Here is a 25,676-nt window from a genome sequence, read left to right on the forward strand (position 1 = left end):
TTCGGCAGCAGCGGCTCGATCCGCTCCCACAGGCTGTCGGGCACGATTCATGGGGGTTGCTCGCCCTTACGCACCCGCCCACACCACACCCGACCGTCACTACATGGCGCGCAACATACACATTTTGTTATGGCCTCTAAGTCAAAGGCAGTGATGACGCCCGCGACCGCCGCGACGGTTACCAGGAGGATCAGCGACGAGGCGCTGTGGCTGGGCACCACGGAACTGCGTCGATGGTTGAACCAGAGGCTGGGGTCGGGGCGCTCCGGCGTCGCGAATGGTCAGCGGTGCGTTGGGGAGTCTCGCTGAGGGGGGCTGGTGTGGTGGAGGACATCGAACTGCTCGACCTCGCGCTGGTCGCCGAGCGCGACCAGGCCTTGCCTCAACACGAGAAGTAGATCCCTCTGCTGGGTGTCTGACAGCCGTTCCGCGAACGTCTGAAAGAGGCGCGCCGTGGTTATCCAGCGCGACTCCGGATCCCACCACCGAAGCTCGTCGAGGAGCCTTTCGACTTGGCCGAGATCTCCTAGTCTACCCTCCGCGTCCGACGAGCTTGCCAGCGCGTAGATCCGCGCGTTGGCCGGGTCGCGCAAGACCTCGCTCCGGATGAAGTCAGCACGGGCTTTGGCCTGCCTGCGGGCCAGTTCATCCAACTCCATGTCGTGGAGTTGCCGCTCGAAGCTCTTGGCGGATCGTTCAGTGGCCTCGTCCACCGCGAGATCGACACTCACCGCTACGACCTCTAGTCCTTCGTGAACGCAGGGGAACGTCGCGGCCAGCGCGGCGGCGAGGCGATGCTCGGCCGCCGAAACGCGCCGAACGCTCATGGACGGAGCCTCTGCCTCGATGGCCCTATTCACGAGATCTGCTGCACGCCAGTGGGCCTTTACGGGGGTGACCGTGAATCGGCGTCGCCACGTCACCTGTACTTTGGCGTCGAAGAACAGCCCTTCGTGGCGGCTGCGGAGACGATCGTGATAGATGTAGGTGGCCAGTGCCGTCCATTCGTCGTCGGCTGATCCGGTGTTCTGATCGTTCCGTCCGCGGCCGGGTTTCCGTCCTCTCATGCCTCGGAGCCCACGCCGACACGCTCACCGGGGTGCGTTAGGTTGCGGTCCAGTCGCCTCGTGAGCCCGTTGTACACCTTTTCCCGAGCGTCCGGGTCTGGAGCGGCTTCATCGCGCCAGGTGCTGGCGTGCTTGCGCAACAGGTCGCGGCGTTTGCTGGACGACGCGCCGTCCGGTCCGCGGGCAGCCAGTTGGAAGGTGTTGAGGACGATGGGTGCTAATTGCTGGTAGCGCGCTGCTGTTTCGAACCACGATCGCATGGTCTGTTCCACTTCGCCGGCCGGGCCGCGCTCTGGGGCGCTGTCGAGCAGGACTCCCCAGCATGTGGCCATGTCCTCGAGCTTGGGGGCGAAGTCTCCGTCTTGGCCGGTCAGCAGCGCCGGCGCTTCGTCGCCTCCGTCGGAGGGGGCCTGCGCAATGACTAGGAAGGCGCGCTGACCGGGCAGCGTGCTCCCTTCCGTGACGGCACACCAGCCTACGACCTCGTTGAACAACGTCGTCCGCACGGACGGGTCCGCCCAGAGGCTGCGGACCGCGTCACGGAGGGCGTCGGCCACCGAAGCGTCCTGGGAACGACCGACATGGCCGAGACGGACCAGGGCTTTGCCCGTGTGCGCCCGGCCGAACTCCCGCGCGCACACAGCCGCAACGACTGCCCGCAGCGCGGGCGCCTCCTGTCTGGACCACTTCAGCAGCGTCGAGTGAAGGTACTTGGAGCTCGGCGAATCGACCGATGCCGCGTCGATCGCATCGATCAGAATCGGGAAGTACTGCTGGCCGCGTTGTTCGCGTACCGCGTACCAGGCGGTGGCGAGCTTCTCCAGAGGAACGGGGCGTTGGTGGCGAACAGCCCAGCGCAGGGCAAAGGAGGTGATGCGTTCGGCGAGCCGTTGCCTTTCCGCTGCCGAGATGTTCTCCATGGCCTCGCGCGCTTCGGCCCCGGGGACCCTGGCCAGCCACTCACAGAACGGGATCCTGGCAAGTGGACGGTCGAGCCAGAAATACTCCAGTGCGGCGTCGTCCCAGGCAGGCCGGTCGAAGGCGATGGTCTCCTCCTTAGTGACCTTCGCTTTGATCGATGCGACGAGTTCGATGATGCCAGGAGCGGCCTGCCCTGCCGCGCGCGTATCGCATTGCGAGTCGAGTTGGTGGCCCAGCGCCACGGCCCGCTCGTAGATGTGGCCGATCGGTGCGTTACGAAGAACTGAGGCAGCGATGAGAAAGTCGCGTTCAAAGCTCGATCGCCCCTTCTCCACGTGCCACGCGAGCAGGTCCTCGCGCCAGTCGTCACACGCCGCCACGACCGCGGCGACTTGATCGGGAAAGTCGTCCATGGCTTCAGCCGGCGCCCCGTCAGCACGGCGCGGCGCTGTGGCGACCTGGGCGAGGGCTGCAGTGTGGACGCTGACGATGCGATCGACTATCTCAAGGACGTCCAGCGGTGCGGACCGCTTGAGTCGTGCGGCGATCTGAGGCTCCTCGACCCACCGGCCCGCCCGGGAACCCAGGCCGGAGGCAGCAAGCCAGCGTTCGGCGATGGCGTGTGGTGGTGCGTTAGTGAAGGAGTGGCCGAGGGCACGGTCGTCCACGCCGAGTCTGCCGACACGGTGCCATTGCTGAGGCCGTGTCAGCACGATCAATCGGCAATCGCGCCGCCGCAGTGCCTCTGACAATGCAGCGATCTTGCTCCCGAAGCCTTCGGATACCCGGAGGCTCGTCTCGGGATCGTCTTCTGGCAGTTCGAGGACAAACCCGAGACGCTCCTTCGCTGGCAGTCGATCGAGACGGAACTCGGTGGAGCCCCCGAAGGGGATGGTGTGCGCCTCCACGATGAGCTGTTCATGGAGCAGCGCGGCCAGCGTCGCGTGAGCGGTGATGGTCCGACCACGTTCGGGGCCTTGGTTGAGCACCAGCACCGAGCCGGGCTCCCGGAGCCGCCCGAGCAACGATGGGAACTCCGCGGGCGGAGCGAAGATTCGCTGGACTGCCTGCAGGTACTCCGGCCTGATCTCGGTGTGGTCGAGCAGGCTTCCGTGCACGACCTTGATCGCGTTGATCTCGCCATAGTTCAGCAACGCGCTCTGCCGGATGCCGGTCAGCGTCTTCCGGATGCGGTCGTCGAGACCGGACTGGTCGAACACCGCTTCTAGGTTCTCGGCTCCGCTGCCCGGGGGAGGGCGGTTCTCTCCGGGGGGGTTCGCGGCATAATCGTCAGGCTCGGTCTCCGGAGGCGGAGACGCTGCGCCTACGGCGTCCGTTCCCTGCGGAGGTGTTGCTGGTGCCCAAGCGGAGAAACCGGTCTCTGGAGCCGGTTCGAACACAGTCGGCGGTGGTGCCATGCCCGTTCCGGGCGGCGGGGTCGTGGTGGAGACACTGTTCCCTTCGGCATCCTCCCCCTGCCCGTCTTCGATCTCGGAGCCCTGCCAGTCCCTTCGACGAGGCCAGCGGCGACCGGTCGAGCGATCCTCCTGCCATCCCTGCCGAGGCTGGCCACTGTTGTCAGACATGCGGATCAGCCGATCGTTCCGTCGATCTCCAGCCCGGTTGCCTCTGCTCCGTTGCCGACGTTCCCCAGCCCTTGAATGATCCGGACGTCGGCGTTCTCGGCAACACCCCGGGCACGCGCCCCGCGCAGTTGTCCGTCCACGGTTTCGGCGGTCTGGAACACTTCGACGACCGCTCCGCTGCCCCGAGGCTTCCGCTTTTCACCGGGGCCGAAGGCAAAGCCCATGCCGTAAACCTCCTCCAGTTCATCTCGTATGCGGCCGAGGATGCGCCGTAGGTCGTGGTCGCCCTCGTTCAATTGCTCGTTCTGCTCCAGGTCTCGCAGCCAAGTTGCGTACTCGACGAAACGCCGTATGCGGTCTTCGGTCATGCGTTCCGTGTGAGGCGTCAACTGACGGGTTTCGCTATCCGATTCCTCCTGTAGGTCAGTGCCGCTGCGTCCGGCTCGGCGGTCCAGTGCGGCACTGACCCGGTTGTACATGAACGTGACGGCGCCGCTCAGGGCTGCGCCCTCGAGGAAGGGGAACGACAGCGGATCGGTCATGACTCACTCTCCAGGTCGAAGCGCACGTCGCTACATGCCGAAGCCTCCGGTCTCCAGCCCACGACACACGAGGAGGATGACACTATACGTAAATACTCCCCACGGCAGAAGAAGGGAGATCTGTGCATAGATGGTCGCATTACTATCGGATTGTAGGGCTGTGTCGACCGACATTGATGTGTCACCCACGGATGGGCATCCAAGTGTTTCAGCGCCTCGCAACTTCCAGCCACGCTTCGACCGGATGTGGTCGGAGCAGAGTTGCGTTCATCAACAGAGGCACTCGCTTCGACTGGGCCTCTTCGCTGTCGGGCCCACACGCTGCCTTGCCCGAACGGTACCGCCAAGGGAAGGCCGATGCTGGCCCGCGTCGCCACCACGGCACATCGGCGCTCCACCGACTCGACGCTCTCGCAGAACGTCTCGACCGCCGAGGCGCACCCTTCACGACGGTGTGGCGGTCGTTGAGGAACTTCTCCCGGCCACCGCCGTTTGTGGTGGTAGGCGTCGAACAGCGCGCTGGTGACGAGCACGACGAGGCCGGAGGCGAAGCACTCCACCACGGTGTCGTGGCCGTTTGCGGGCACAGGCCCAGGAGGTCGCGCAGGTTGCCGTTCGCCGACTGCGAAGAGTCTGTGGCTTCTTCCGACTTCGCGGAGCCCGGGAAGGCTGGGGCTGCTCGGGGGTTTCATCCACGGCAGGCAAGGCTGGTCACCTGATCTTTGGCACTGCGATGGGATTTCAGCCGGTTCGGGAGGATCCGGTGGAACAGCGGAGGGAGCCGCAGAGGTTCCTCCCCTTGATGGCAGGGGCTTGGCTCACTTGGCCGCACTGGCCTTCTTAGACTTCGCGGCGTCCCCCAGGGGTGTCATAGGGGGCGGGGGGTAAGCGGTTCTGTCTATATCCGCTGGTTCATAATGCCCATGATTGTGTTCACGTCGGGCTATTAAACTTGGGTGGTTGTTGGTTATTAGTTGGCTGGTGTCGCCACATGGTGGTAGGCGGACTCCATCGCCACATGATCTCGCCGTGGTCGCGTGCTGCCATCGCTCCCCCAGTGCGCAAACAGTGCATCTAACACGAGATTCATTGACTAGGGGCACGTGTGCTGTCACGTATCGTGATCAAAAACTATCGGATGTTCCGGGATTTCGAGCTCGCCTTCAATGTCGAGATGAACATCCTGGTCGGCGACAACGCAGCTGGGAAGTCGACCCTGATCGAGGCGATTGGACTGGCTATGACCGGGCTCCTGCACGGTAGGCAGATGGCTCAAGAACTCTCTCCCTACCTGTTCAATGGCGGAGCGGTAGCCGAGTACCTGGCCGCGGTGCGTGCAGGAGGGAAGCCTACGCCGCCGGGATCCTCATCGATCTGTTCTTGGTCAAAATTGACCAGCCCGAGGTCAATCGGCTGTGCGGTACCAACAACCTGATGAAAAGCAACGATCCGGGTGTGCGGATCCGGGTCACGCTGAATGAGGATTATCGTAACGAGTACGAAAAGTTCCTCAAGGAGCCGGATCAAGTGCGGCTGGTGCCGACTGAGTACTACAAGGTCGATTGGCTTGACTTCGCAGGCAATAGGATCACGGCCCGGAGCATCCCAGGAAGCGCGGCACTGATCGATGCATCCATAATGCACCTGCAAAGCGGCGTGGACTTTTACCTGGACGGGATTCTCAGCGCCAACCTCGCTCCCGAAGGGCAAGTACGGCTCGCGCGGGCCTATCGGGGCCCGCGCGAGCAGTTCTCCGCCAACTCTACATTGTCAAGATTAACGAGCGTCTGCGTGGAGCACCCAGTGACATCAGTTGGTGTGCCCCGGGTTGAGTGGAGTCGGATTGTTGGATCTCATGCCACGGTGGGTGTGTTTTCGAAATGTATCGGGGTGAGCATGCCCAGGGCGCTGTGGCGGCGTCTGCGGTTGTGCCAGATCTCCAGGTACTCGAAGATCGCGTTGGCGGGTTCGATGCGGGTGCGCCAGCGTTGCCGGTCCAGGAGTTCGACCTGCATGCGAGACCAGAACGAGTCCATCATCGCGTTGTCGTAGCAGTCGCCGACGCTTCCCATCGAGGGCACCAGGCCGGAGTCCTTGGCCCGCTGGGTGAAGACCCAGGATCCGAACTGGGCACCGTGGTCGGGACGGATCAACGTGCCTGCCTGGGGGCGGCGGCTGTCGATGGCCATACCGAGCGCGTTGGTCACCAGCGCCGCGTTAGGTGAGGAATCGATAAACCAGCCGACTACCCGCCGGGAGAAGGCATCCAGCACCACAGCGCGGTACACCGTTCCCTCACGGGTGGGGTGCTCGGTGATGTCGGTGACCCACAGGCACAGAAGATCAGTCGATCAAGGTCGATGTGAGTCGATCGGGGAGCCTCTCACCTTTGGAAACAGCCTGGGAGAGTCGCGGGCGGTCCGGAGGAGTCTGACTACGGTGGCTCCCCGATTGGCTCCCTGCGGCTCCTCTTCAGTTCGGGTGGTGTGTCACTGCAACAAGATCATTATGCCAGCCCTCTGGTTCGATTGAGGGCGGCTTGTCGCCGGCGTGTCGATGGGGTCTCTCCTGCACAGGGCTGGGTGCCGCTTCAAGGACGGCCGTGACGCCGACGGCCGCCGAGGGGGCGACGACCAGCCCAACGTGCTCCAGGAACATCCGCATGCCCCATCCTGCACGCCCTACCAGACTTGTCGGCGAACAAGACTCCGCAGATCAGGGCCCCGGCGCCGCTCCAGCAGCCACTCTTGGAAGTACGGCCTCGACCGCAGCTTCGGGATCGCCAGCTCGACCGTGCCGGCGCGGGTGTCCCTGTCCCGGGACCGGTAGCCGTTGCGGCGGTTGACCCGCTCGTCCGAGCGCTGCCCGTAACCGGCGCCGCAGACCGCGTCGGCCTCCGCGCTCATCAGCGCCTCGGCCATCGTCTTGACCATCGACCGCAGCAGTTCCGGCTCACACGCCCCGATCTGCTCGGCAATCCATTCAGCAGGGTCCACACTGTTGTCCGCGGCCATCGCGTTGACTCCTTCTTCTTGATCATCCATCTCGAAGGATCTACGCGGTGGCCGTCTCACGTCACGACGCCACGCTCTTCACCAGCGGAAACTCGTACACCACCTCCGTGAACGCAGCCACATCCGGCATGGTTGAGCCTCTGGTATCCCGTGGCGTAATGACGGCCGTCCCCGGGTCTATGCCAGGCGTGGGGACGGCCGTCCCACCAATGTACATCGACGCCGTGAGGAGTGCCGGGTTCGGTGAAGCCCGCCCTGATGCAGTAGGCATGGGGTGTTCCGTAATCCCACCTACCGGCACTTGCTTGCCGTCGCGACTCCTGGCGACGGCACCGGAAGTCTCGGCCCAAGCGGGGATGGGCGAAGGCTGAACCCGACTCGCAGGGCGCCCAGGACTCCGCCCCGCACCTGCGGTGTGTGCCGACAGAGTGAAAGGCGAGGCCACGTGGTAGGCGGATCCAGGCGATTCAAGGACCGAGGGGACCGCAGTGCAGTAGACCTCTACTATGAGCGATCGCGACTTTGCTGCTTGGAGGGCCGTCGAGCATGGCGAGCGCGAACTGGACTGGTCCGTCTGGCTCGGACAGCCGGAACATGCCGACTATCTAACAGCCACAGGCCGCACGCTCATCCCGCGCATGGTGTCCGACCTGACCGCCTTCTTCGGACCAAGATGGCTTCACCGCGCCGCCTATCCTGATCCCCAGACGGGCCATCAACTCGTCCCTGCGCTTGTGCGGTTTGCCCCCACCTTCGCGATCTCGGACCGGATGCGCCCCGGCGCCTTCATCGAAGCAGTCCGTTGGTGGGCGTCTCTGCAGCTCCTCGAAAGCGGCCAGGTTCCGGGTGTCCGGTCCGTCCGAAACGACGTGCGCAAAGACGTGACGGCCTCCCGGCTCTTCCATACCCTGACGCAGACCAGGCTCGCCGCGATGGGGGCAGCCCTCGGCGCGAACGTCACTCTGGAACCTCCCAAGACCGGTGGTCCCGGTGACGTGCTGCTCAAGCCGCCTGGCACCGAACTGTTCATTGAGGTCGTGACCTTCGGCCCGGAAAGAAAATTCACCCAGCAAGACGAGTACACCAATCGCCACATGCTCCACCTCCACGCACTTGAAGGCCGTCAGCCGGTCCACTTCGAGGGCAACGTTCCCGGCTTCCTTCACAAAGCTGAGGAGGAGCGTTGGGGCCAAAAGACGGAAGAAGCCGCAATCCAATGCGCTCAGACTGGGCATCCGGTCGAACTATCCACTGGCGAGGCCGGCTTCATCGTCGTGAAGCCCGGGCCCGCCCCTACCGGCACAAAGCTGACTGGACCGTTCATCGAGTCAGACCAGGGGAGGAGGCTGCTAGAGGTCATCCGGAAGAAGGGCGTAAACACCCAAGGGGCCGGGCTAGCCTGGATCTGGGTCGAAGACCACGGGGGCTTGCATCCGACCACTGAGTTCTTTCGCCTCCCGCTTGCGGGGCAGCTCGAGGCGATACAAAAACTTACGAAAGAAATCTTCGATGGATACCGGCACGTTGCCGGCATCATCTACTCCTATGCGCATCAGCGCGTTGCGCCGCTTCCCCCAGATGACCAGACTCAAATCCTCGATGGATACGCCACTCAACGGGGTCTTCCGATCGACCGCGTTCGTCGCACGTTCATCGTCACCCGCCGCCTAGCCCTACCCACGCCGACCGAATTCCTAGTCAAGATGTGCGCTCAAGAGCCGTACTGGCTAGACCGGACACTCACGCGCTTGCGTGTTGCCGACAGCGCATATGCTTTGCTAGTCCGGCCACCTGGGGCCCCAGTAAGAGGGAGTGTCTAATTAACGGCGGATCCGATGATCAAGGAGACGCCAGATGACCGACAGCATCGTCGAGAACGAGTCCGGGGAGCAGCCGGTCCAGGCGCCGCAGGGTGCGGCGTCGGAGGAGCAGCTGATCGCGATGCTGGTGGACTGTGCTCGGACACAGGGACTGCAGCTGACCGGTGAGGGCGGTCTGTTGCAGCAGCTGACCAAGCGGGTGCTGGAGTCCGCTCTGGAGGGCGAGATCACCGACCACGTCGGCTATGACAAGCACGACGCGGCGGGCCGGGGCAGTGGCAACAACCGTAACGGCACGCGGGCCAAGACCGTGCTGACCGATGTCGGCCCGGTCGCGGTCAAGGTGCCCCATGACGGTCAAGGTGCCCCATGACACCGCCGGCACCTTCGAGCCGCAGATCGTGCGCAAGCGGCGACCACTATCCAGACGGGGCCAGCAAACCCTGTTCGTCCCCGCCGGGATATGAGAGGCGATGGGACGTCGCTACGGGCGGCGCGGCGACGACGTGGGGATCGTCGCTCGAATGGCTCCATGCCGGGTCCTGCTGAGGGACCCGGTCGCAAGCCGGTTCGGCAGCGGGTGTTCGCTCATGAGGTCGTGAACCGCATTCGGATCGGCCTCCCACGGTGGAAACGGCTCCAGGTTTCGATGCATATTCGGTGCGCGGTGAAATCTGAGGAAGGGAGTTGCCGGTGGTGGGGATCTGGCGTGAGACCGGCGGCGGTCTGGTGGCTTTGCGGCCCGAGCCGTTCGAGCGGGAGCAGGTCCTGCACGACAGCATCGAGCACGGTGCGGCGATGCTCCCGCTCCCGGGCCAGCCGACGGTGGTGATGCTGGGTCGGGAAGTGCAGCTGGGCAACGGCTATGCGGACCTGATCGCGATCGAGGCCGAGACCGGACGGCCCGTGGTGATCGAGGTCAAGCTCGCTTCCAACGCCGACCGCCGGCAGGTGTTCACGCAGACGCTCGGCTACGCCTCTTATCTGTTCGGGCTCTCCGCCGATGCCTTCGAACAACTCTTGCGGCCTCACCTGGCCAGGGGCGGTCACGCCTCGATAGCCGAGGCGGTCGTCGCCGAAGTCGGCGACGGCTCCGTGGACGCCGAGTCGTTCAACGCGCAGATGGCGCAGGCTCTGGAGGAGGGGCGGTTCCGGTGCGTGGTGGTGCTGGACGCCGCTCCGGCGGATCTGATCGAGCTCACCGGGTTCCTTCAGGCGGTCACCAATGACCGGCTCGATATCGACGTGGTGACCGTGGCCGCCTACACCGTCCAAGGCACCCGGGTATTGGTGCCTCAGCTGATCGAGCCTGAGCGCGCCGGGGCCCCGGCCCTGGCGGCGGCGCCGGTCCGCCGGGAAGCCAAGCCGGCGCCGGGCACGCAGGCTTTCGCCGACAGCATCGATCAGGCCGAACCGGCGCACCGGGAACTGCTGCGCCGGTTGCTCGACTGGGCGCGACATTTGGAGGCTGAGGACTTGGCCGTCCTCTTCACCACCATCGGCAAAGGGCGCTGGGTGCTCAATCCACGGCTTCCCGGCCAAGGGCGCGGGCTGGTCACCATCTGGAACGACGGCGGCGCGTTCGTCAGCCCGCAGCGGTCGGTCTTCCAGACCGAGGCGCCGCGAACCCTGGCCCGCCTGGATGAGCGCCTCCCGGGCGAGATCCGGCAGAACAACTACCTCACCAGCCCCATCGACAAGGACGTCCTTGCCCTGTTGACCGACGCCTATAGGGAAGCTCGCGTGAGGAAGACCGAGAGCTGACCCTCCGCACGAGACACCGTCAGCCCACATGGAGGCCGCGGCGGGGGCCAACCCGCGCCGCTGTCCCGCGCGCGCTGCGGGCGTTGTCGGTCTCGCAGTTGGCCATGGGGCAAGGCGTTCGGTCGCTGTTGCCACCCCCGCCTGGCGCGTTGAGTGGTCCGCGCGGTAGCGGGAGGGGGCGGTCCCGTACTGGTCGACGAAGGCTTGGCGGAGCGTCTCGGCTGCCCCGAAACCGCAGCGCCGTGCCATGCTCGCGATCGGGTGCGTCGTCGTCGCCAGCAGGTGGGCGGCCGCTTCGGTGCGGGCCTGGCGTACGTAGCGCCCCGGAGTGCGAGCGAGGTACTGGAGGAACAGCCGGGTGAGGTGGCGCTCGCTCACCCCTGCCGGCCGGGCCAGGGCGGCGGTGCTCAGGCCGCCGTCGAGGTTGCGGGCGACGTGGTCGGTGACCTGCTGGACGAGGCCGTGCTCGGGCTGCGGTGCGGCGGTGACGAACATGCTCATCTGCGCCTGGTCGCCCGGCCGCTGCAGGTAGGTCACGACCGGTTGCGCCACGTCGCGTGCCAGTTCCGGCCCGTGGTCGTCCTGGATGAACGCGAGCGTCAGGTCGAGTGCGCTGGTGACGCCCGCCGAGGTGGTGATGTTGCCTTCGCGGAGGTAGATCGGGCCGGGGTCGAAGGCGACCTTCGGATACCGTGCGGCGATCTTGTCGGTCCACATCCAGTGGGTGGCGGCGCGCCTGCCGCCGAGCTGGCCGGCCGCGGCCAGCACGGCGGAGCCGGTGCACACCGATGCGACCCGCCGGCTCTCCTTGGTCGTCGGCGCACATGGCCGACGAAGCGGGGTCGTCCGCGGCCTCGCGGTAGCCCAGCCCGCCCGACACGATCAGCGTGTCCAGCGGGCCCTTGAGCCGTTCGAGCGCTTCCTCCCCGTGCAGCGTCATCCCGTCGGTACAGGTGATCGGCCGCCCGCCCGGGGTGGCCAGGAGTACCCGGTACTGCGGGTGGCGCCCCAGTTCGCCTCGTTCAACGTCGATGTCACGCAGGCGATGTCGAGCAACTGCGCCCCGGTCGTATCCGACGACCACCATCAGCCGTTCGTCCACCTTCAGGACCCTATGCCGCGGGGACGGGCGTACCAAGATTTCGGACATTGTCGTGACGTTTCGTCGCCGCCCGCGTACCGGCCCCCGATGGTGAGGTCACGCCCGGGCGGCATCGGTCGGCCGCCGATGCCGCCCGGGGCCTCGATCATCGAAGGAGCACGGTGATGTCCGATCTCCGCGTGCACAATTTCGCGATCTCGGTCGACGGCTTCGGCACCGGCGCGGGCCAGGGCCTCGGCGCCCCGTTCGGGCATGCCGGCGAGCGCCTGCACGAGTGGATGTTCGCCACCCGGTTTTGGCACCGGATGGGCGGTGGCCCGGGCGGGAGCACCGGCGCCGACCACGCCCTGGCGGCACTGCACGAATCCGGGATCGGCGCCGAGATCATGGGTGCCGGCAAGTTCGGTCCGCCCGGATGGCAGGACGACCCCGGCTACTGCGGCGCGTGGGGCGCCGACCCGCCGTTCCACACCCCGGTCTTAGTCCTCACCCACCGGCCGCGGCCGTCGATCGAGATGCGGGGCGGCACCACGTTCCACTTCCTGGACGCCTCGCCCGCCGAGTCGCTCAAGCGGGCCCGCGAGGCGGCCGGCCGCCGGGACGTGCGCCTCGGCGGCGGGCCCTCGGTGGTGCGCAACTTCCTCGCCGAAGGGCTGGTCGACCACATGCACGTGGTGCAGGTCCCGATCTTGCTCGGCCGCGGTGTCTGGCTCTGGGACGGCCTGGAGTCGCTGGAGGACGCGTTCGACATCGAGGCGGTCTCGACGCCCTCGGGCGTCATCCATCTGACGTTCACGGCCAAGAGCCGGTGAACGCGATGCGATCGAGCCTCGGGCAGCGGGCCTTGGACGCCTTATGTCCCAGCTGAGAAAGGAACAGGGCGCGCGGGTCTTGCGGGTCCTCGGCCGTGGGCTGGTGGTCCTCGTGGCCTTGTTGCTCGTCCCGGGCGTGGAGTTCCTCATCAGCTCGCGGAGTTTCGCCTCCTACCGGTACGCGCCGCCCACGGCCGGGGGCCTCCCCGCCGTGGCTCCGCCCGTGCACGCCCGGGGCAAGCCCACCGTGGCGGTCGTGGTCGGCAACGCAGGCGCCAACGTGGCCGACGCGCTTGTCCCCTACGACCTTCTGGCGAGCACGGGGAGGTTCAACGTCTACACGGTGGCACCTGAACGCCGGCCCCTGCCGCTGCTCGGGGGGCTGGACCTCGTCCCCGACCTGGACTTCGCGGAACTGAGCCGGCGGCTTGACGGCAGAGCGCCGGACGTCACCGTGGTGCCGGAGATGCCTTCCGACGACGACGGCGGCGATCGCCGCGTCGTCGCGTGGCTGCGGAGCACCGCGAGCCGCGGGCTGGTGCTGGGCGTGTGCACCGGAGCCCGGCTGGTCGCCGAAGCCGGGCTCCTCGACGGCCGCGAGGCCACCACGCACTGGTACCGGCTCTCCGGCCTGAAGGACGCACACCCCGCCGTGCGTTGGCGGCGCGGCGTCCGCTACGTCGACGCCGGAAACGTGATCACCACGGGCGGGCTGCTGTCGTCGGTGGACGGAACGCTGCGGGTGATCGAGCGGCTGGCCGGCACGGACACCGCCGCCGCGGCCGCCCGGGCCGCCGGCTGGCACCGGTACTCTCCCGGCACCCCCGCGAGGATGCCCGAATCGCGGCTGGTGCCGTCCGACGCGATCGTGCACCTGCTCAACCTCGGGTTCCGCTCGCATTCCACCAAGGTGGGGGTGGTGCTCACCGACGGCGTCGGCGAATTGGAACTCGCCTCGGTGTTCAGCCCGTACGCCGAGGTCAAGGCCGTCCGGACGGTCGCGATCGCGGCCACGGCCACCGTGCGCTCGCGGCACGGCCTGACCTTCGCTCCGAGGCGGCGCCTCGCCGGCGCGGGAGACGGCGTCGACCGTCTGATGGTCCCGGGCACCACCGCCGCGGCGAACCCCGACCCCGAGATCGCGGCCGCCGCCCGCCGCGCTGGCGTCCCACTGGAGTACCCGCACCGGCGGCCGGGCTTCGCGTTCGACCCGGTGGTGCGTTCCATGGCCCGCACGCTCGACAGGCCCACGGCCCGCTGGACCAGCAAGATCCTGGAGTACCGCTCGGCCGACCTCGGCCCGTCCGGGCCGAGTTGGCCGTGGACGCCCACCCTGCGCCTCCTGCTCTTCGGCTTGGCCGGCGTGGCCGCTCTGGCCGTCGTCCGGGTCACCGCACGGCTGATCACGACCGGTTCGCTCCGCTCGGGAACCGCGGACCGCCGAGCCGCTGCACCGCCGGGCGGGGGCCGCGACGAGGACGAGTAGAAGCCGTGAAGGTGGTGATCGTGGGAGCCGGGATCGGCGGGTTGTTCACCGCGCTGCGCCTGCACGCCGAGGGCATCGGCTGCGTGGTCTACGAGCGCGGTGAAGCGGATCCGCGAGTTCGGTGTCGGGATCAACGTGCTGCCGTTCGCGGCCCGGAACTGGTCGCGGTGGGGCTGCTGGACCGGCTCGACGAGATCGGAGTGCGCACCGGTGAGCTGGTCTACGCCCGCCGGCTGGCAGGAGATCATGCGCAGGCCCTGCGGTCTGGCCGCCGGGTTCACGCGCCCGCAGATCAGCGTGCATCGCGGCCGGCTGCAGGGCCTGCTCCACCGCGCGGTGGTGGAGCGGCTGGGCGCGGACGCGGTGCGCACCGGTCACCGCCTAATCGGCTTCGAGTAGGACGCCGGGGCCGTGACCGCCCGGTTCTCCGACGGCTCGCACGCACGCGCGGACGTCCTGGTTGGCGCCGACGGCATCCACTCGGCCACCCGGTCGGCCCTTCCCCGATGAGGGCCCGCCGCGCTGGAGCGGCGCACGCAAGAAGATGACCACCACGAGTGCGATGTAGACGACGCTGGCCCAGGTGGTCACGTGCGTGAAGTCGCGGCCACCCCTTGGCGGTTCGGCGTGGTCGCGGTGAAGTCTCGGCGCAGCAGGTCCGCCGCGCGTTCGTTCCCATCCGTGCACACGGTGGTGCGGATCTTGCGGCCGCGGCGGACGCGGGCCAGGCCGAGTTCGCCCATCCAGGCGCTCCACCGTGCAGCGCGGTACCTTGTGGTCCTCGCGCTGCAATTGCCGTCAGACCTTCCGGGCGGCATAGATCTGGTAGTTGCCGGTGTACATGCGGCTGATCTCGGTCTTGAGCCACTCGTCACGGACCCTACCGGGCGAGGCTGGCCGTGACTTGGCGGCGTGGTGGGCGGACGGTGTGATCTTGGTGCCGTGCGCAGAAACGCCCGGCAGATCGGCTCGACACGGAACACCTTGCGGAACGCATCGATGAACGCGATCAGTACTTGTGCGGCCGGTCGGCCTCGGCCCGACGCACCCAGTTGCGCACCGTCTCGGTCGAGACGACTCCCAGTCTGTGCCGCGACGGCCTTCATCGCCGACCACTCACTGGGGTAGCGGGCGAATCTCGGTCCACCATGCGGACCGCGCGCCTGCGCAGTTCAGGGGGAGACGGACGGGCCATGACTCGATCCACTCAGGGAAGACGAGCCTCCATCCCACCCGGGGCGTTTCACATTCCTCGCCCCGTGCCCCTGCCGACGGCTGGGAGGCTCGGCTGGCTCAGCAAAGGGTCGGTGGATGTTCACCTGCGCAGCGGATGCCCCCGTGGCTGCCCGAGGCGTTCACGCTCGCGGGCGTGCTGGCGTTCCCGACCTTCGCGATCGAGCCGGCGGTGAACTGGCTGGCCGCGCGCGGATGGCGGCGCCGTGCGCCGATTTTCGTGGTCGTGGGGCTGCTCATGGCCGCGTTCCTCGGCGGCACTGGGCGGACAGCGAGGACTTCTTGACCGGTGTCATGTGCTCGGCGGGCATTTCCGGCTAACGTGATCTAGCCACTGAGACGAAAGCCGTTTTCTGGGCCCGAACCTGCGGGCGTTGGCTCCCACTGTGGCTCCCTACCGCCGTTGAGGGAGCCGCGGAGCGACCCCGCTTTAGTCCTCTGACCTGCATAAACTCTGTCGGGACGGCGGGATTTGAACCCACGACCCCTTGACCCCCAGTGCCCAAAAAGCATTCATCCCGCCTCCTTCGCGATCCGTCGAATCCATGAGAACATGCAGGTCAGAGGCCTAAAGTGCGTGACGTGCAGTCATCCTGGATCCCGCCCCGTGGGGCAGAGTCCACTAACGAACGACTAACAAACGATCATTCGGGGGAGTGACGTTGGGGTACGCGTTCAAACGCATCGACCGTCACGGCAAGCCGCGCTACACCGCCTGCTACGAAGACCTCAAAGGCAAGATCACATCGGCCGGGACCTTCTCGTCCAAGAAGGAGGCCGACCGGGCCTGGCAGCGCGCCGAGGCCGAGGTCGGCAAGGGCAGGGACCTCAACCTCAAGCGAGGCCGGCAGACCTTCAAGAAGTACGTCGAGGAGACCTGGCTGCCCAACCACGAGGTCGAGCCGACCACCATGCAGAGCTACCACTACTCGATCTACAAGCACGTCATGCCCGAGTTCGGCGCGATGCGGATGATGGACATCCTCCCCGAGCACGTCCGCGCCTGGATCAGGCAGATGAAGAGGAACGGCGTCTCCGCCGCCACCATCCGCTACAACAAGGTCGTCCTCAGCGCCATCTTCACCACAGCCTTGAACGACCAGGTCACCTACATCCACCCCTGCAAAGGAGTCCGCACCCCCACCGTCCCCGAGAAACCGCTGGAAATCATCAGCCCCGAGCAGTTCGACGACCTCTACCACGCCTCCCGGACGCCGACTCCAAACTCCTGGTCGAGACCGCCATCGAGACCGGCCTGCGCTGGGGCGAACTCACCGAACTCCGCGGCCGCGACCTGAAAACCCGCTCCCGCCTCCTTACGGTCAGCCGCGTCGTAGTGGAGCTCAACCCGAAGTTCCACCCCGAGGGCAAACGCTTCCTGGTCAAGGACTACCCCAAAGACAAAGAGTGGCGACGCTTCAAGCTCAGCGACCAGATCGTCGCCAAACTCGAAGACCACATCATCGAAGAGAAACTCGGCACCGACGGACTCCTGTTCGTCTACCAGCCGGAAACCACGGCCGAGGAGCCACCCGCCCCGCTCGACCCCGAAGCACTCGGCTGGACCGAAGAGAACGCCAAGGGACGCCGCTACCGGCACGGCACGCTAAGCGCCTACAACGCCGCCAAATGCCGCTGCGACCACTGCAGACGAGCCTTCGCCGAATACCGCGCCCACCGCCGCGCCGACGGCAAGGACAACCCCCGCGAACCCCGCCGACGCGAGACCGACGGCCACATCCCCGCCAACTGGTTCCGCAACCGGATCTGGAAGCCCGCCCTCAAGAAAGCCGACCTGGACCCCAAGGTCCGCATCCACGACCTCCGCCACGCCCACGCATCCTGGCTCCTGGCCGGCGGCGCCGACCTCCAGGTCGTCAAGGAACGCCTCGGCCACGGATCCATCTCCACCACCGAGCGCTACCTACACACCCTCGACGACGCCGACGACACCGCCCTCGCCGCCTTCGACAAAATCCGCAGCCGCCACCGCACCGATTGACGAAGTGGGCGTTCAGCTCAAAGCAGGCCGGACAAGGAGGCATCAAGCGGAAGCGATCGCCCTCTATGTCTGTGTCATCCTGCAGCGATGCTGCGTCGATCTCGGCGAACATGATCGCTTCGATGTCGTCCAACGCGCGGTCACAGCGCCGCGGGACGTTCAGCCCCCTGCCGGTGACCCGGGCGCGCAGCACGCGCCCGCCGTCCGGATGCGGATCGCGGCGGATCAGCCCGCGCCGTTCCAGGTCGCGGATGACCAGACTCATCGCCTGCGGCGTGGCCTCGGGTAAAAGAATGGCCCGGCGCTGGCCGGGCACTGAGCCGAGGGCGGTGCGCGATGCCATCGCCGCAACCCTCACCAACTGGCCCGAGCAACTGCGCCGGTCGCTGACCTGGGACAGGGCGCGGAGATGGCCCAGCACACCCAACTACGTCTCGACACCGGGACTGGAGATCTACTTCGTCGACCCGCATAGCCCCTGGCGGCGCGGCACCAACGAGAATACCAACGGTCTGTGCGCCACTACTTCCCCAAAGGCACCGACCTGAGCCCACACGGGCAAGACGCACTCGACGCCGTCGCAGCCGCACTCAACAGCCCGGCCCCGAAGACCCTGGCCTGGAAAAGTCCCGCAGAAGCCCTCAGCAAGCATCTATGCTCTCCGACAGGCAGTGGGTGACGACTCTTTGAACCCGAGCACAGGCTCTTCACCCCCTGGGCCGTGGCTCCGCTTGCTCACACACCTACGAGAGCTTGACCATTGGACGAATAGCTACTTGAGAAGAGTTGAGGCTTACTGTGGCACGGTTTGGAATTGACCAATCGGAAAACGGACGCCTCGACATTCGGATGGCTTCCATAGGCCAGGAGATCGAGGCGTACTTCATCCCCTCCGTCTCACCTGCCGAGGGTGCTCCGGCGGCAGCCCGCGCCGATGCGGGTGTAAAATTGCTAGGCCTCGTTCGAGGTTCCGGAGAACTTCGTATTTATCCGATCAACACGCTGTACGGTACGAGTGGATATCTCGGTCCCAAGTACGACCAGATACGTACCCTAGTTGTGGAGATTTCGGCGATTGACCCGTACTTCGAGGAGTCCGAACTAGAAACGGTCCTTGAAGTGCTCCCAGCTGGCTTTGTCAAGGACTACGCCTATGGACTTGGCCTCTTGAAAGACTGCAACCGGATCATTCGGCTGATTGAGAAGCACACAGCCTGCGACGAGATTGCGTTCACCAGCGCAGATGAGTCGGCTGTAGAGGGCCGAGTCTTCCGGCTCGGAATGTCTCGCTTTGCGGAAATGTGGTCGGAAATCAGGCGCATCAACGATCGCGGTAATCGCGCAGCGGGTCGAGTCAAGGACGCCTTCGTTCACAATGATCTGGCCACGGTGCTCGGATTGGTGTCTATGGACTTCAGTCTGGGGCGCCATCCAGTCTCACGGGTGATCGCGAAGGCGGCGGATGGGGTCGAAGAATTGAACGACCAGGAGCGGGACGCGCTGATCGCAACGCTCACATCCGAGTCAGCAGGGCTCGCCAAGGCTAGGCCCGAGAAGTTTCAAAAATTGCACCGCGAGATCGAGCTGGTGAGTCTCGATCACCTCATCGCCTCCTACGAAGAATCATTGGAGAAGGGTGAGAATGAGCAGTACTGGCAGACATTTTTTGATAACAACGCCTTTGCTCTCCAGCAAGTGTTCGGCGCGCCAATGGTCAGCGTTCAGTCGCAAGCAACGGTGGGCGGCGGCAGCCTCGCGGGAGGTGGTGATAAGATTGCCGACTACTTGTTTAAGAATTCGCTCACCAACAATGTGGCATTGGTGGAGATCAAGAAGCCGACAACCCGACTGCTCGACACGCGAGAGCACCGAACGGGAGTGTACGGCCCTTCAAAGGAGCTGAATGGCGCGGTCACGCAGGTTCTCGATCAGGCATACCAACTGACGTCGAACCTCGCCACGCTGAAGCACAATTCGCGCCGATGGGACTTGGAGTCCTATGCGATCTCCTGCTTTGTTGTGGCAGGACGCACCCCGCCTCCGGATGAGCCATCGAAGCAGAAGTCCTTCGAGCTATACCGCGCCAATTCTCGCAGCGTCACTATCGTGACCTATGACGAAATTCTTGAACGACTCAGGCTCCTGCGCAACTTCCTTGCGCCTACTGATAGCGGCACCGCGGAAGGCTGAACAAAATGGCGCCCTCCCGCTTGTAGACATACCCTCGGTGAGGCACAACGACCGGCACTCGTAGCGATTGACTTCTACAATCGGCCAGCGGCCGTCGCAGTGAGGTGGTCTCAGCGAAATCGATCCGAATAAGGATGCTTTTCCTGTCACAAACGAAGCTTTGAGGGCAGACACGCGAACGATCAGGCGGCGTCCGGAAAGGGCGTGGAGCCCCCGGTAGAAGAGGTCTCACCACGAGATCTCGTCCGCAGCCGAAAAGCGCCACTGATCAGCTATCGAGCCACGCTCGATGTCTCGCGGGGCGTGTCCGTCAGATGATCAGGCCTCTCGGGCAACGTAGATGGTTGACGAGTGCGTCGAGCCACTGGGCCCCCACAGCGCCGTCAATGGCGCGGTGATCGATAGAGACCGTGAGCTGCATCAGTGGCCGGACCTGGCACTCATCGTCGATGGCGACGACCCCGGGTCGCACGGCGCCCACCGCCAGGATCACGGAGTGGGGTGGATTGATGATCGCCGAGACGAATCGACACCGTAGATGCTCAAGTTGCTCACGGTCAGTGATCCACCCTCAAGGTCGGCTTGCGTCAACCGACCGGTGTTAGCCCGTGCCACCAGATCTCGCATCGCACAGGACAGCAAGCCCAGAGAAGCCAACTCGGGGGTGCGCAGAACAGGGTTACCATCGATCCGCTTCGGAATCGCCGAGCCGACAACGAGCCGACATGGGCCGTTGTAGGTCTTGTGACTTCATCGCCGGCGGTCCCCGCCTGACCTGCGCGGATGACAACCATGCTTTGGCTGGCTCTGCTCCTAGTGTTTCGTGTGACGGTCGTGGTTCCGGGCCGACCGGCTGGATATGCGTGTGCGCTACTGGCCAGAATTGGACGCGGTCCGGTGTTGCGAGGATCCGGGGTGCTGGTTCGCCCATCGCTAGTATTGATCGGTCAAGATGAGAGGTTCCCAGCAGTGAGTCGATCTTTTTTCAGTGTTCTCCTGTCCGCACTCCTGGCCGGAACTATCAGTGGTGCCGCAACTAGCGCAGCCATAGGAGTGCTGGGGCTCAATAAGGGACCAGTTGGACCTTCGGGACCGCCTGGTCCAAGTGGCGTCGATACCGCATCCATCAATGATTTCTCCGGCATGTATTTGTTGAGCGATGCAATGGGTGATGGTCCCGCGTGCCCGGCTGGAACCTACGAGATCCCGGGAAGCAATGTAGTTCTTCAGACTAAAATGAAGTACGATAAAGACTACAGTCGATTGGTCGAGTATCGCGTATGCATGATCAAGAAGAGATAGTTGCACAGCTCTGGCCTTGGATCTCCGACGCGCCTCGCCAGGACATGGGATTAATCTGGTACAAACCCTGCCCTTCGCGACCTGGCCAGGCGCGTCTCCAGCGCGGCGGGCTTGGTCAACGGTGGCCGACGGCCAACCACCCAGGCTTCCGCCACGACGGTGTCACCGGCGGTGCAGCCGCTAGTCAGCGATGACCGGAAACGGGCATCTTCCGGGACCGCAGGAGGCCGCCCTTTGTCGGTGCGCCCTGAAATCATCGTTGTCATCTCTGGATCGGCTTGATGGGAAGAGACGTGCCCGATCACTCCCTAGTCCCGGCTAACTCCGCGGAGCTGGAGTTCCGTTTTCACGTCGGCTCGAGCCTGCTTATCGAGTTCGCGCTCAGTCATACCTCGGTGGATGTTCTGCGGGAACTGGTGCAGAACGAGTACGACGCGGGAGGTACCGAACTGGTGGTCGAGTTCGGTCCAGACGCTCTCAAAGTCCGCGGCAACGGAAAGACGATCGATCGCGCGGGATGGAAGCGGCTGAGTGTCATGCTCGGCCACGGTCTGATACCGGACGCGGCAGATCGTGTCGAGCCGAAGTCCAACGGCATCGGGTCGAAAAACTTCGGGCTCCGCTCCCTGTTCTTGCTCGGCGACCGCATCAACATCATGTCCGGTGGGAGGCGCACTATCCTCGACCGCACCAAGGGGGCGCTGGCCGAACCACTGCCGCATCCGGAGTCCAGCACCCAGCCGGGTGTGACCCTCGTGGTTCCATACCGCAAGAGGGATGACGGCCCCCTGCGGGCCTTCGACGAACATCACGAGGCCGAAGCGCTGAAGGCTATCGCAGCCGAGTTCGCGCCGACCCTAATCAAGCTGGCCCACCCCGGGCCAGGGAAGAACCTCCAGTCCGTCGTGCTTTGCTCCGAGCGTCTCGGGCACGAGTTGCGCTGGCGGCAGTCTGCCCGCGCGGGGCAGCGGGGTTCCGGTTTGATCAAGCGGACGGCCAAGCTCGAAGAGCACGGCCCGTCGCTGGCCCACGCGTCGGGAACGATCAGCGAGAGGGAGTACCAGCGTGTTCTGATACCGCCAGCAGCGCTCCGCAGACCGAACGTGCCCAGCTACTTCCAGGTTCCCGGGGGCCGGATCCGATTGGGTGTCTCAGTCCGGACTCGGCGCCGCGGCCTGGACCTGGAGACACCGGGGATCTTCTACTACCCGATGGGCGCCATCCGGGCGCGGACCGGGTTCGGATTCAGCATCAGCGCCCCGTTCGAGATGACCGAGGACCGCAGTCAGCTTGTCGATCCCCAGAACAGCGACTGGAACGCCTGGCTGGTCGAGCAAGCCGCCGCGTTCGCCGTCCGCCTACTCGCCGAACGCCTGTTCGTCGAATTTGGCGCTCAAGCGTTCCTCGCCTTTGACCCGCGGGCAGCAGGCTCTTCCACAGTTCCCGCACTAAGGGAGGAGATCGACCGGCTGCTGCGTAGCGAGTCGTGCTGGCCGACCCAAGCGACGACAGGCCGCGCCAAGCGATCGCTACGCGCCCCGGTCGAATCCCTGACGATCCCGGCCAACCCCGCGCTGGCGGCCTTCAGAGCCGGTACCTCAAGCCCGGACCATCTGCTGCACTCCAGCCTCGTCACACGCCCAGAGACCCAGGCGATGGCGGTCGCGCTGGGAGGTAAGGCGTTCACGGTCAGCTTACTAATCCGCCTGCGCTGCGCAGGCGAGAACGCACGCGAACTGGCGACCAAACTCGACCAAGCCACCGAGGTAGCACGGTATTACACCGACTTCCCGGACGCGCTGCGCGATCTCACGCTCCAGCAGCACTTCGCGGCCGCCCTAGACGGGTGTAGGACCGCCCTCACCGCTGACCACAGGCGAGATCTCCGCACCGCGCCCACCACGCTGACCGGCGCGGGGACGCTTGGCTCGCCGAAGGGGCTTTGGATTGTCGACGAGGCAGTCGCCGACGTGATTTCCTGGGACCAGACGCTGCATCCAGACCTGGTCGACTCCAAGGTCCTTGCCGGGTTGTGCAGGCCGTTCAACTTTTCCCGATGGGCGATAGAAACAGCGAGCCGTCTTGTGGACGGGACCGCCTCCGAGCAGGCACGCGATGCTCTCGCACGCTACATACGAGGTCGGCCAACTCTGTCGAGGAAAGCGTGGGCCGCGGTCCGCCGCGCCCCGGTGCTCCAGGACCACAACGGCGAGTGGGTTGCTCCTGCAAACATGGTGAGCCGGTCGGCGAAGGGTGCCACGCTCCTTGCGCCGGCACTGCACTTGTCCACGCCTGCTGACGAGGACAACGACTCGTTAAAGCCCCTTCGATTCCGTCAGGCAGTTCGGGGCAGCGACATAGTGGCCCTTGCACGACTGGTGGAGCAGGGCACCGTTCCCCCAGAGGTCATGCGACAGGCAATCGCCCGCCTGCAAAGACTGCTTTCACTGTCCGTGCTCACCCACCTCAAGACCATCAAGTTCCTCGAGACGGGGCCGGGCACGGTAACGGCGCCCTCCGACGCTTACAACCGGTCCGACCATCTGGTCGCAGTGCTGGGGGAGGACGCCCCATACGCCGTGGGCATGTCGACGGCCCTGCTACGACGACTCGGATGCCGGACCGAACCCCGCGCGGACGACATCCTCGCAGCCCTGATGAAACTGCAGGAGTCCGGCAGTCACGTCACCAAGCCAGACCTTGTCTACCGGGCACTGGTATCGGCGTTGCGCCGGGAGAGGCGGCGTGCCGGCGAGCTGCGAGACCGGCAAGTCATCTGGACCGGTAGCAGATGGGAGGCAGCAGGTAACTGCCTTGTCGGCGCGGACAACCGCAGTGCTTTCCTCGACGTGGTCACGGTGCTGCCGGAGGCGTTGCGAGATACCTGGGTCTTCCTCGGCGCCACCCAACGGCCTACCCCCGCACACTGGCGGCGTCTGTTCGTGCGGGTCAGCGAACTCTACGGCGCGCAGCGCCCGATTCCCCGCCACGTGGCCGAGGCGTTGCGGCGGGCGTACCACCGCCTTGACGCACCCCCAGAGGGGCTCGCCCCCGGCACGCACCTGCTTCTGGACGACCAGCGTGGCCTGCACACTCTAAAGGAGGCGACCACGGAGGGCTTCCTCATCAACGACGACCCCGCGCTGGCGGCGGCAGCGGTGGCCGCGCGCGTGCCCGTATCCTTCGCCGACACCTCTGATGGGCGCGTAATCGGGTTCCTCGAAGCCGCTGGTACCAGGCCGCTATCTAAAGCAGCCAAACGGGAGGACACAGAGTACGGTTCCGAAATCGAGCCAGATCAAACGCTCCGGCTCGACATCACCCTCGCGCGGCTCCACGACCCGAATTTCGCGTCTGCGGTAGCTGCGCTTGCCTCCGCAGTCTCCGGACCGGATCAGTCGCGCACAGTTGGCAGACTAACTGCCCGGCTCGCCCGGATCACGCAGATAACCCTCGTCAACGGGATCCAACGCAAGTACCGTGTCGGCGGACACGCCCTCACCGTGGCCGTGGATTACAACGTAGACGACAATCAGATCGTCCTCGACCAAGTCGCCAGCTCCCATGAGCAGCGCAGGCTCGTCGCCAACGCGGTCGCTGGCTTGGCGGACTCAGGGCCGCTCGGGGAACGGCTGCTTGGCGACGCCGTCTACTTCCTGTTGCGGTGCCGGTCGGCACGTGAAATGCAACGTGAACTGGAGCGCCGCAAAGTGAACTGGCGGCCCCGCACACCCGGCACCGAATACGCCGAAGACGCGGACGACGAGGACCTAGCATCACTCTCCGACGCCCTCAGCCAGCATGTCGTCCGGGAAGCAATGTCAAAGCCGCTACCGGACAACAGTGGTTCACAGAAACCACCCACACTGCCGGCCGCCCGAGCCCTCCGGCCGCCCTTGCCTGACCTCGGTCGCGTCCAAGCCCTGCCCGCAGAGAGAACAGCAACACCATCCCACAAGCGCCAAGCAACCGCAGGCAGCGGCGGTTCCGGCGCTTGGACACCACGCAGCTACCAGGAATCGGAGGATGACCGGGAGGTCGGCCGGCGCGGCGAAGAAATAGTCCTCGCCATCGAACGCGAGCGCGTGAGGCAGCTTGGCTTCTCGCCAGACCGTGTCAGGTGGGTCGCCGACGCTAACCCCGGCTCGGACCATGACATCGTCTCTGTTGACGACGATGGTGCCGAATTGTGGGTCGAGGTCAAGTCCACCACGAGCCGCCAAGGCCAGTTCGTCTGGCCCGCCGCCGAGTTCCAGCTAGCGGTGCGCGCCCGTCAGCGCTATGTCCTCTACCGCGTCTACGAGGCCAACACCACAACGCCGTCATGGCGTTGCATTCGCGATCCGATCGGCCTTTTCGACGCCGGCGAGCTCCATCTCGACCTCAACCGCCTCACAGGAGACGTTGGCCCTCTGGCCGGGCCCTCATGACTCGCGGGCTCAATGCACCAAGCGGGCTCGACGTCAGCGAGTAGCCATCCTGTGGGCACACTGAGCTTCCCCGGTTTGTCAATCCTAATGACTTCCGAACGGCCCGGTCCCGGGCGCGGACGTCTACTGAAACGTGCGACTTCGTTCGGAGGTGGCGCCGGGGGGAGCACCCGGACGCGTGCCGCACTGACGTCCTGGACGCCCTCTCCGCCGTCCTGGAGCGCGCCGAGGCGCTCGCGTGGCACCTGTCTCGCGCCGCCCGGTGCCCGCAGCCTGGTCCCGTAGCCAGCTCCCGAGCAGAGGCGGAGGGCCAGGCACCGAGTCGGCGGCGCGTGCGGCCCGGTTGTCGGGCCGCCTTGAAAGCTGCACACGAAGTCTTCATAAGTCCTGCTGAGTAGGGGTTCT

16 protein-coding genes and 5 pseudogenes are annotated in these 25,676 nt (G+C 65.6%); 13 read left to right on the forward strand and 8 right to left on the reverse strand.

All coding sequences use genetic code 11. The features are described 5' to 3' along the window. Positions 1 to 281: 281 nt before the first annotated feature. The 3 genes from ABD944_RS03845 to ABD944_RS03855 all read right to left on the reverse strand — a co-directional run bounded on the left by ABD944_RS03845 (position 282) and on the right by ABD944_RS03855 (position 4,116). Positions 282 to 1,067 (reverse strand): hypothetical protein, encoded by a 786-nt coding sequence (locus ABD944_RS03845; protein ID WP_345172414.1) that lies wholly within the window; start codon positions 1,065 to 1,067, stop codon positions 282 to 284. Then, positions 1,064 to 3,208, reverse strand: a complete 2,145-nt coding sequence (locus ABD944_RS03850; RefSeq protein WP_345172416.1) for a hypothetical protein — start codon at positions 3,206 to 3,208, stop codon at positions 1,064 to 1,066. The genes ABD944_RS03845 and ABD944_RS03850 overlap by 4 nt, the downstream gene beginning before the upstream one ends. A 371-nt stretch (positions 3,209 to 3,579) precedes the next feature. Continuing rightward, positions 3,580 to 4,116, reverse strand: coding sequence for a hypothetical protein (locus ABD944_RS03855; protein WP_345172418.1), 537 nt, complete (start codon positions 4,114 to 4,116; stop codon positions 3,580 to 3,582). 1,105 nt (positions 4,117 to 5,221) lie between these two features. Here ABD944_RS03855 and ABD944_RS03860 point away from each other — a divergent pair. Beyond that, complete coding sequence (locus ABD944_RS03860; RefSeq protein WP_345172420.1) at positions 5,222 to 5,551, forward strand: AAA family ATPase; 330 nt, start codon at positions 5,222 to 5,224, stop codon at positions 5,549 to 5,551. A 418-nt stretch (positions 5,552 to 5,969) separates the two neighbouring features. Here ABD944_RS03860 and ABD944_RS03865 read toward each other — a convergent pair. Next, a pseudogene (locus ABD944_RS03865) lies at positions 5,970 to 6,449 on the reverse strand (IS3 family transposase); the annotation flags it as partial. A 390-nt stretch (positions 6,450 to 6,839) separates the two neighbouring features. Next, positions 6,840 to 7,130: pseudogene (locus ABD944_RS03870) on the reverse strand (transposase); the annotation flags it as partial. Positions 7,131 to 7,636: 506 nt separating this feature from the next. On the opposite strand from ABD944_RS03870, the gene ABD944_RS03875 reads away from it, so the two are divergent. The 3 genes from ABD944_RS03875 (at position 7,637) to ABD944_RS03885 (ending at position 10,714) form a co-directional block, all read left to right on the forward strand. Beyond that, positions 7,637 to 8,950, forward strand: coding sequence for a hypothetical protein (locus ABD944_RS03875; RefSeq protein WP_345172422.1), 1,314 nt, complete (start codon positions 7,637 to 7,639; stop codon positions 8,948 to 8,950). 34 nt (positions 8,951 to 8,984) lie between these two features. Continuing rightward, entirely contained in the window at positions 8,985 to 9,323 is a 339-nt protein-coding gene (locus ABD944_RS42365; protein WP_378189537.1) for a transposase, read from the forward strand. A 320-nt stretch (positions 9,324 to 9,643) separates the two neighbouring features. Next, on the forward strand, positions 9,644 to 10,714 hold the full coding sequence (locus ABD944_RS03885) for a hypothetical protein (RefSeq protein ID WP_345172510.1): 1,071 nt from the start codon (positions 9,644 to 9,646) through the stop codon (positions 10,712 to 10,714). 219 nt (positions 10,715 to 10,933) lie between these two features. On the opposite strand, the pseudogene ABD944_RS03890 reads toward ABD944_RS03885, so the two are convergent. Continuing rightward, positions 10,934 to 11,500: pseudogene (locus tag ABD944_RS03890) on the reverse strand (GlxA family transcriptional regulator); the annotation flags it as partial. Positions 11,501 to 11,980: 480 nt separating this feature from the next. Here ABD944_RS03890 and ABD944_RS03895 point away from each other — a divergent pair. From ABD944_RS03895 to ABD944_RS03905, 3 genes are all read left to right on the forward strand, one after another. Further along, on the forward strand, positions 11,981 to 12,628 hold the full coding sequence (locus ABD944_RS03895; RefSeq protein ID WP_345172425.1) for a dihydrofolate reductase family protein: 648 nt from the start codon (positions 11,981 to 11,983) through the stop codon (positions 12,626 to 12,628). A gap of 112 nt (positions 12,629 to 12,740) precedes the next feature. Next, positions 12,741 to 14,114: a DJ-1/PfpI family protein gene (locus ABD944_RS03900; RefSeq protein ID WP_345172427.1), complete on the forward strand. Its 1,374-nt coding sequence runs from the start codon at positions 12,741 to 12,743 to the stop codon at positions 14,112 to 14,114. A gap of 99 nt (positions 14,115 to 14,213) precedes the next feature. Then, on the forward strand, positions 14,214 to 14,513 hold the full coding sequence (locus tag ABD944_RS03905) for a Rossmann-fold NAD(P)-binding domain-containing protein (protein WP_345172429.1): 300 nt from the start codon (positions 14,214 to 14,216) through the stop codon (positions 14,511 to 14,513). 188 nt (positions 14,514 to 14,701) lie between these two features. On the opposite strand, the gene ABD944_RS03910 is transcribed toward ABD944_RS03905, so the two are convergent. Further along, positions 14,702 to 14,857 (reverse strand): hypothetical protein, encoded by a 156-nt coding sequence (locus tag ABD944_RS03910; protein WP_345172430.1) that lies wholly within the window; start codon positions 14,855 to 14,857, stop codon positions 14,702 to 14,704. A gap of 587 nt (positions 14,858 to 15,444) precedes the next feature. Between ABD944_RS03910 and ABD944_RS03915 the strand changes: the two genes are divergently transcribed. From ABD944_RS03915 to ABD944_RS03935, 5 genes and pseudogenes are all read left to right on the forward strand, one after another. Then, complete coding sequence (locus ABD944_RS03915) at positions 15,445 to 15,633, forward strand: hypothetical protein (RefSeq protein ID WP_345172431.1); 189 nt, start codon at positions 15,445 to 15,447, stop codon at positions 15,631 to 15,633. A 370-nt stretch (positions 15,634 to 16,003) separates the two neighbouring features. Continuing rightward, positions 16,004 to 16,645, forward strand: a complete 642-nt coding sequence (locus tag ABD944_RS03920; protein WP_345172432.1) for a tyrosine-type recombinase/integrase — start codon at positions 16,004 to 16,006, stop codon at positions 16,643 to 16,645. 38 nt (positions 16,646 to 16,683) lie between these two features. Then, positions 16,684 to 17,349: a tyrosine-type recombinase/integrase gene (locus ABD944_RS03925; protein WP_345172434.1), complete on the forward strand. Its 666-nt coding sequence runs from the start codon at positions 16,684 to 16,686 to the stop codon at positions 17,347 to 17,349. A gap of 289 nt (positions 17,350 to 17,638) precedes the next feature. After that, positions 17,639 to 18,028: pseudogene (locus ABD944_RS42370) on the forward strand (IS30 family transposase); the annotation flags it as partial. Positions 18,029 to 18,147: 119 nt separating this feature from the next. Further along, complete coding sequence (locus ABD944_RS03935; protein WP_345172436.1) at positions 18,148 to 19,539, forward strand: Shedu immune nuclease family protein; 1,392 nt, start codon at positions 18,148 to 18,150, stop codon at positions 19,537 to 19,539. Positions 19,540 to 19,849: 310 nt separating this feature from the next. Here ABD944_RS03935 and ABD944_RS42375 read toward each other — a convergent pair. Continuing rightward, positions 19,850 to 20,241: pseudogene (locus ABD944_RS42375) on the reverse strand (2-oxo acid dehydrogenase subunit E2). Between the two features lie 893 nt (positions 20,242 to 21,134). Between ABD944_RS42375 and ABD944_RS03940 the strand changes: the two are divergent. Beyond that, entirely contained in the window at positions 21,135 to 25,271 is a 4,137-nt protein-coding gene (locus ABD944_RS03940; protein ID WP_345172438.1) for a protein NO VEIN domain-containing protein, read from the forward strand. Positions 25,272 to 25,676: the final 405 nt, after the last annotated feature.

The organism is Actinomadura verrucosospora, from assembly GCF_039540335.1.
Lineage (GTDB): Bacteria > Actinomycetota > Actinomycetes > Streptosporangiales > Streptosporangiaceae > Spirillospora > Spirillospora verrucosospora.